This is a genomic window from Saccharomonospora sp. NPDC046836 (genome assembly GCF_040645195.1).
Taxonomy (GTDB): Bacteria; Actinomycetota; Actinomycetes; order Mycobacteriales; family Pseudonocardiaceae; genus Prauserella_A.
Genome location: NZ_JBEYXW010000091.1, coordinates 1 through 6,935, shown reverse-complemented (window position 1 = coordinate 6,935; position 6,935 = coordinate 1). Strand labels below are relative to the sequence as shown.

Genomic DNA, 6,935 nt, shown 5'->3' with positions numbered 1-6,935 from the left:
AGTGGAAAGTGTCGGCGCGCGGCCGACGCCCCGACGGCGCGGACACGACATCGTCGGCAGCATGGCTACCTACCTCTACCGGCTCGGGCGGTTCGTGCTCTGACCTGCGAAAGTGACGGGTTGGGGTAGGTTTCCCGATAACTTCCCATGGGCGCACGTATGGAGAGTTTCGGAAAACCCACCCTAACCCGTCACTCTAGTTGCCCTAGGCAACCAAAAACGTGTCACCGAGGCTCCCGCCTAGACCGCCGAACACCGCCCCCCTTTTGGGTGGCGCTGGTCAACCCCGTGAGACTTCAAGCCGCTGCGGCGAGGGGAGGCAGGCACCACCTTGCGGAGGGGGAGTGGTGCTGGACCGGCTGACGCAGGGGGACTGGCGAGAGGCCCGCCACCGGATGGTGGCGGGCCTCTGTTCATGCCGGGTCAGGGCCAGGGTCGTGGATCTTGAGGCGGCGGAAGTGGGCTTCCAGGGCCTCCTCCACGATGGTCTGAGGGTTGACCCCTGTCTGCTCGACGGCTGCGGTCAACTTCCTGTCGGTCTGTTCCAGGAGGCGCACGGTGATCGCGACCCGCCGGGGTCCACGTGGCCGACCCCGACGGCGCGCAGTACGAGGGCGGGTGGAGGAAGTGGGCGCGGGGTTCGTTTCCGGGGAGTCACCAGTGTTTTCGCTTGCGGAATTGCCAGCGTCAGGGCCGTCGTCGGTCCAGGAGTCGAGGTTGTCCCAGTCGGGTTCCTGCGAGCCGGAGAGGTCCGCGGGGTCCTTCTCTTCGCGGTCGGCGCGCTTTTGCTCCTGGTTCCGGAGGGCCTGCTCGGCGAAGCTCGGCATCAGCTGATCTCTTTCAGGTGGGGCAGGGTGTGGAAGAGGACGTCTCGGTAAGCCGTCTGGAGAGCCTTGGCCTCACGCCCGGGTGCGGCCGTGATGGGCATGGACCCTGTGCGGCAGACTTCGCGGACCGCGTAGTTCGTGACGATGGTCGGCAGCACCAGGTCGCCGAAGTCCTCGACCAGGCGGTCACTCCAGTACCTGTGGATCTGCCGGTACTCGCGGGTGCGCGGCACCATGCTCCGCACGATGCCAGTGACCTCCAGCCCCTCATTGAGCCCACCAGGCGAGGTGTAGTGCTGGATCGAGGTCATGGCCTCGGTCGCACCGTTGTGCCCGTCGCCGGTGAGCGTCGCGGGGATGAGCACCTGCTTGGCCGCGATGAGCGCGGAGCCCACGATCTTTCCGCCTGCGCGCGGCGGCACGTCGCAGAAGAGCACGTCGACCTCCTCGCGCAGGCCCCACAGCGCCCGCTTCAGGCGGAACTCCATCCCGGTGGTCTGGTCGGTCTCGCGGTTGCCGAACTTCCGGACGCACGGCAGCACCCGGACAGTCGACGGCCACGCCGGCCCGGCCTGGACGAACGCCTTCCGGGCGATCTCTGCGGGGTCGCGGGGCCGCTTGTCGGGGTCGACGTAGTACACGTCGTTGACCGACAGCTCCGGGTCGGTGATGCCCAGCTCGTCCGTGAGCGTGGAGCGGGGGTCGAGGTCGACACCGCCCACCCTCAGCCCCAGCTCGGCGGCCACGGCGATCAGTCCTGCCGTCAGCGACGTCTTCCCCACGCCGCCCTTCTCGCTGACCTCAGCGACGATGTCCGGGTCTTCTGCCACGGGTCCTCCCTTCCTCTTCAGATAGCCGAAGAGTGCCGACCCCGCTTGCCTAAGCGCAAGCTGACCCGCCTGCTTTCCCGCTGGAGTATCCGTAAGCAGAAAAGCCAGCGGGAAGCCCGGAAAGTGCTCACGTTATCTAGCTTGATTGAACGCCTACTGGCAGATGGGAGGCGTGTCAGTGTCCGGGAGTGCCTAGGAGGGGGAGGTCAGCGAATGGCGCGCTTCACCGCAGCGCGGATGATGTCGCCGGTGGTGACGACCTCGTCCTGGAGCTGGGCCTTGCGGAGGATGGCGTCGGCGGTCGGGCGGGGAGCCGTCGCGATGGACCAGAGGTCGAGGATGGTGACGGCGCCCCGGCGCTCGGCCTCGCGGAAGAGGACCTCAGGCCCGTCGCCCCACAGGGTCTGCCACTCCCACAGGGCGGTCACGGCCGGCGCCGAGGTCCAGTGGCAGCTGCGGACGAGCTGTTCGCCGAGGGCGCCCGGGAGCTTGACGTACATCCGGCCGGTGAGCGAGGTCTTCTCGTCGCCGAGGCGCTGGTAGTGCCGGGGGCCGGTGCCGACCCGGCGGCCGGGGGCGCCGATGGCCTCGGCGGGGATCGGGTCGTACTCCTGGTCCATCCCCCGGCGCTTCAGCTCGGCGCGGACCTCGCGCGCCAGCACCAGGTCGCGGGTGCCGGCGAGCTTGCCCCGCTCCCGGAGCCTGCGGAACTCCACCCGGATCTCGGCGCGGGCCTGACTCAGTGCCTTGCCCCGCATGAAGCGGGTGCCGTGAGCCTCTCGCGCGGAGTCGAGCCACTCCAGCTCGGCTTTGCGTCCGGCCTTGACCACCTCGGTCAGCGCCGAGAGGTCGTCCGGCTCCAGGGCGACAACGAAAGGCATCAGCGACATGGCGCGCAGTCTAGCTAGATAGAAGCGCCCGGACCCGTTCCCCGAGACGCTTTCACGCGCGTGCGAAGAACGGTCTCATCAGTTCCACGGTGCTTGCTAAAGCGCTAGCATTTCCGCAAGCGAAAAGGGTGCAATCAAGCTAGATAACGCGCCATTGAATGCGCAGGACTCGTCGCCGAGCTGCTCGCCGACTACGAGCGGAGCACGGGCCGCCCGCCGGCGGACGCCGACGCGATCCTCGCTGCCCTGGAGGACGTCGCCGAGATCCCCGAGGAGGCCCGCAGGCGGCGTCATGCCGCCGCCCGCTCGGCAACCAGCCAGGGCTTCCACCGGGGCCGCCGCCGATAGACAAGAGACGGGGCCGGCTGTTCACCGGGGATGGGAGGGTCGCACGGTGAAGACAGAGATGCGGGTCCTGGCGCGAGTGCTCCGTGCGGCCGGGCCGATGTGCCGCCTGATGGTGGAGACCACCCCGGGCTCGGTGGAGCTGTCCGTCCGGTCAGGAGAGGCGGGCGGCGCCGAGGCGGTCGATGCCATCGCGGCCGCCCTCGGCACGACGGCAGGCGTGACGCCCGCCGGAGGAGCCGCCCTCTACACGGTCGCGGCCACCGTCGACGGGGTCGGTGTCGTGGCGGTCCACCTCCCGCGCTCGGCGCGCACGGTCGCCGCACCGCGCCGTACGAGCACCGCCGATCTCGTCGCCGCCCTTGACGCCCTCGTCGCCTGGCTGCCGCCCCTGCCCGCCGGCCTCGACCCGGTCGTCGTCCTCACCGACTCCGGCGCCGCCGTCCACGCCCAGATCCGGGTGACCGACGGCCTGGACGCGGCCAACTTCGCCCGCGACCTGGTCGCCGGCCTCACGGAGGCGCCCTGGCCTGCCCGGGGCGCCGACACCACCGTTCTGCTCCCCGGCGGCCTCCCCCTCAGCATCCACCGCCTGACGCCCTGAAAGGGGACACCACATGCAACTGACCCTCGTCGTGCAGAACCTCGGCCACGGCGGTCTACGGACCGGTGCCGGCGACCCTGAGGACCGCTGGCCCGCCCTCGCCGAACGCATCGGCGCCCCTGCCCCCGACGTCGTCCTGCTCCAGGAGGCGAACGGCTGGGGAGCGAACGGCCACCGCCAGCTCGCACGCGCCATGCGCGACCTGGACCTCGACGCGCTCCCCCTGGCCCCGTCCGGTACCGGATACGGGACCGCGATCCTCTACCGGCGCGAGACCATGGGCACCTGGACCGCCTGGAACACCGACTACGCCGACCAGACGCTCCACGGCTTCGGCGTCGCCGCGTTCGACGTCGGCCTCCCTGCCCCCCTCGCCTTCCTCTCGGCCCACCTCGACCCGTTCACCCCAGATCGGGCCCGCGCGGAAGCCAAGCTCGTCGCCACCCGGGCCTACCGGTACGGGCCGTACGGCATCGTCGCGGGGGACATCAACTACCCGCCGGCGCACCCGGACTCTCCGGCGCCGGACTACGCCGCGATGCGTCCCTACAACCGGGCCTCCCGGACACGGCTGCCCTCCGAGGTCGGCGGGGAGCTGGTGCCGGAACGGCGGGTCACCGAGATGCTGGCGCACTCCGGCTACGTCGACGTCGCCGCCCACCTCCACCAGAAGACCGGCGACCCGGCCTGCCTCCGGCGGACAGGCACCGACGACCGGATCGACCAGACCTGGGTCTCCGAGCCGCTCACGCCCGCGATCGTCGGCTACGAGGTCCTCGACACTCCGGCCGGGGCGAGCGACCACCACGGCCAGGCCGTCTGCCTCGACCTCGACCGCGTCGAGACCACCAACCTGTGGACGTACCGATAGGTGAGGAGGAAGGGGTTGCGGTGGACCGACGGGCGCCTGGCCGCCTCGGTGGCGCTGTCGGCGACGACGAAGGCACCGACAGCCCCCCGCTTTGGGTGGCGGGGAGGGAAAGGGCGTTGCGGAGTAGCGGGGTGGGCAGTGTGGCGGCATGACCTTTATGTGGGAGACGCCTCCATGGGAGCGCATCGAGGACAGCACGCATATGGCGGTGGTGATGAGCGGGTCTGGTGATGAGGGGGTCTACTTCAACACCACCTCGGTCCGAGGAGACAACGCGGTCGAAGGGCTCGCGGACCTCCTCATGGGGCCGGGCGGTGCCCAAGGTGCAGCGGTAATGCACCCGGGGCTGATCGGAGTGGTGGTGAAGAAGGGGATCGACGTTATGTGGATGGCCCGCCCGCCGATCCATGTGGAGAAGGGCGAGGACCAGTGGCTGATCTCGATAGAGGGACCAGAGGAAGGTCAGGTGCAGGCGTTCTCGGCTGCCGAGGTTGAGCAGCTGCTGGTGAAGCTGAGGCAGGAGTACGCCTGACTCTGCGTCCGGTCGAGGCTGTTCTGGAGCCTTGCTTCGGTCAGGTGGAAGAGGGGCCGCACCGATGGTGCGGCCCCTCTTGGCGATAGTGCTGGTTGAGGCGGTGGCAGCCGAGAACGTCGAAGGAGGCCCTCGCCGGGTGAGGGGGGCCGCTTTCGAGGATCGGGGGGAAACGGTCGACAGGGCACAACGGCCCTCAAAGCTTCCTACGCTCGCTACATGACGATGAACGATGACGCAGGGCGCCTCGTGGACGCTGACGGGAATCGGCTCTGCGTTTGGTGCGGGAAGACTGTTACGCAGCCGCGTACCGGGCGGCGACGGGAGTATTGCAACCACTCTTGCCGGACCCGGGCGTACGAGGAGCGAGTGGTGCGTAGGCGTGTGGCGGATGCGCTCGGCTACAACACGCCAGATCGAGGGGAGTCGCCGGAGCCCCCTCGGACGCTGCCCGGTTGATCCAATCAAGCAGGGGGGCGGAATCGGTCGATTGCGCCTCCCCGACCCGATCCATTGGGACAGGTCGCCCAAACGGGTGAAAACCCGCCCTCTATGGGCTCGCGATCCATTGGAATCCATTCCGTACTTGCGCCTCCCCTTTTCGCCTCCCTAGGGTGGTGAACGGAAGCCGTCGCCATCACGGTGCGGCCCAACCGAGGGAGACCCCTGTGAGCCAGAACCCTGCCCGTCACCTGTCCCAGGCCGCCGAAGGCATCCGCGCCTTCAACCACACCTCCGGCTCCGTCGGGGACGACTGGATCTACCCCGGGCACGCGTACGACGCGATCGGCAACCTCTCGTACCTCGCCGGGATGCTGGAGCAGGCCGTCGGGCAGTCGGTCCGACCGGTGATGTACACCTACGAGCACGGCCGGGTCCGCATCGACAACGGCGGCGACGCCGACGCGAAGGTGGCCGAGCTGGTCGCCGCCCGGCACGACGCCGAGGCCGCCGCCGCCGCGCTGACGGCCGCCGTGCAGCGGATGCACAACGCCGTCTCCCCGATGGGTCTGGACACCACCGGCATCCCGGAGTTCGAGGACGACGAGGACGACGAGTGAGCGAGCGCGACCCCGTCGACCGCGTGTACCTGCGCCACTCGACGGACAAGCAGACCGACGCCCGGCAGCGGCACGCCCTCCGGCCGCTGCTCGCCGCCGGCGCCCCGGTCTACGAGGACCCGGCGACCTCCAGCCGCATCCTGTCCATCGACCGGGAGGGCTTCCAGAAACTGCTCGCCGAGGCGGCCGTCGGCGACACCATCCGGATCGCGGACGCGGCGAGGCTGTTCCGGTCCGTGGCCGACGTCCTGGCCCTGCGGCCCGTGCTCTCCCGGCGGGGGCTGCACCTGCGGGTCGAGTCCGGTCTGCTCTCCGGGATCGACCTCGCGGCCACGGACTCCGGGACCACGATGGTGGTCAACGTGCTCGCCTCGGTGCTCCAGTTCCAGCGCGAGCTGATCGCGGAGAACACCGTGGAAGGCGTCGCTGCCGCCAAGGCCGCCGGGAAGACCCTCGGACGGCCGTCCGCGCTCAGTGAGGAGCAGGCCGCCGACGTCGTCATCGCGTACCGCGAGGGCGCTGCCGTGAAGGCGCTCGCCCGGCAGTACGGCGTCGACCCGCGCACGGTGCGCCGGGTCCTGGACGACGCCGGGGTCCGCGAGGTGCCCGACGACCTGTCCGTGCTGCTCGACTGCGAGGACCAAGACGACGTCGGCGGCGACGTCCAGGGGGCGGCCGCCGACCCGGTCGCCGTGGTGGACGTGCCCGGCCTCGTTGCCGAGCACCTGGTCGACGTCGCCGACGACGCGGTCCGCCAGGCGCTCGCCGAAGGGCAGACGATCCGCCGAGGGCAGGGGCACTCGGTGCGGGTGACCGCACCGGTCAGCGTGCACGCAGCGATGACCGAGCACTCCGCGACCGCACTCATGCAGTCGCCCGCCGGACGCAGAACACGGCGCTGCTCGATGTCGCCGGGACCGCACAGGTCAAGCAGGAGATGAGCACGGCGGCCGAATCGCTGTTCTCGATCGACTA

At 70.0% G+C, this 6,935-nt stretch carries 8 protein-coding genes; 5 read left to right on the top strand and 3 right to left on the bottom strand.

The annotated features are described in order from the left end of the window. Positions 1-413 precede the first annotated feature (413 nt). The 3 genes from ABZ863_RS35075 to ABZ863_RS35065 all read right to left on the bottom strand — a co-directional run bounded on the left by ABZ863_RS35075 (position 414) and on the right by ABZ863_RS35065 (position 2,547). On the bottom strand, positions 414-827 hold the full coding sequence (locus ABZ863_RS35075; protein WP_358290305.1) for a hypothetical protein: 414 nt from the start codon (positions 825-827) through the stop codon (positions 414-416). Beyond that, positions 827-1,657, bottom strand: a complete 831-nt coding sequence (locus ABZ863_RS35070) for a ParA family protein (RefSeq protein ID WP_358290302.1) — start codon at positions 1,655-1,657, stop codon at positions 827-829. The genes ABZ863_RS35075 and ABZ863_RS35070 overlap by 1 nt, the downstream gene beginning before the upstream one ends. A 206-nt stretch (positions 1,658-1,863) precedes the next feature. Then, positions 1,864-2,547 (bottom strand): hypothetical protein, encoded by a 684-nt coding sequence (locus ABZ863_RS35065; protein ID WP_129819306.1) that lies wholly within the window; start codon positions 2,545-2,547, stop codon positions 1,864-1,866. Between the two features lie 394 nt (positions 2,548-2,941). Here ABZ863_RS35065 and ABZ863_RS35060 point away from each other — a divergent pair, with 394 nt between their 5' ends. The 5 genes from ABZ863_RS35060 (at position 2,942) to ABZ863_RS35040 (ending at position 6,901) form a co-directional block, all read left to right on the top strand. Beyond that, a complete protein-coding gene (locus ABZ863_RS35060; protein WP_358290299.1) occupies positions 2,942-3,496 on the top strand; it encodes a hypothetical protein in 555 nt (184 codons plus the stop codon). A 13-nt stretch (positions 3,497-3,509) separates the two neighbouring features. Beyond that, complete coding sequence (locus ABZ863_RS35055; RefSeq protein ID WP_358290296.1) at positions 3,510-4,367, top strand: endonuclease/exonuclease/phosphatase family protein; 858 nt, start codon at positions 3,510-3,512, stop codon at positions 4,365-4,367. Positions 4,368-4,515: 148 nt separating this feature from the next. After that, positions 4,516-4,899, top strand: a complete 384-nt coding sequence (locus ABZ863_RS35050; RefSeq protein ID WP_358290295.1) for a hypothetical protein — start codon at positions 4,516-4,518, stop codon at positions 4,897-4,899. 668 nt (positions 4,900-5,567) lie between these two features. Continuing rightward, positions 5,568-5,960, top strand: coding sequence for a hypothetical protein (locus tag ABZ863_RS35045; RefSeq protein ID WP_358290292.1), 393 nt, complete (start codon positions 5,568-5,570; stop codon positions 5,958-5,960). Continuing rightward, positions 5,957-6,901, top strand: a complete 945-nt coding sequence (locus tag ABZ863_RS35040) for a recombinase family protein (protein WP_358544027.1) — start codon at positions 5,957-5,959, stop codon at positions 6,899-6,901. The genes ABZ863_RS35045 and ABZ863_RS35040 overlap by 4 nt, the downstream gene beginning before the upstream one ends. Positions 6,902-6,935: the final 34 nt, after the last annotated feature.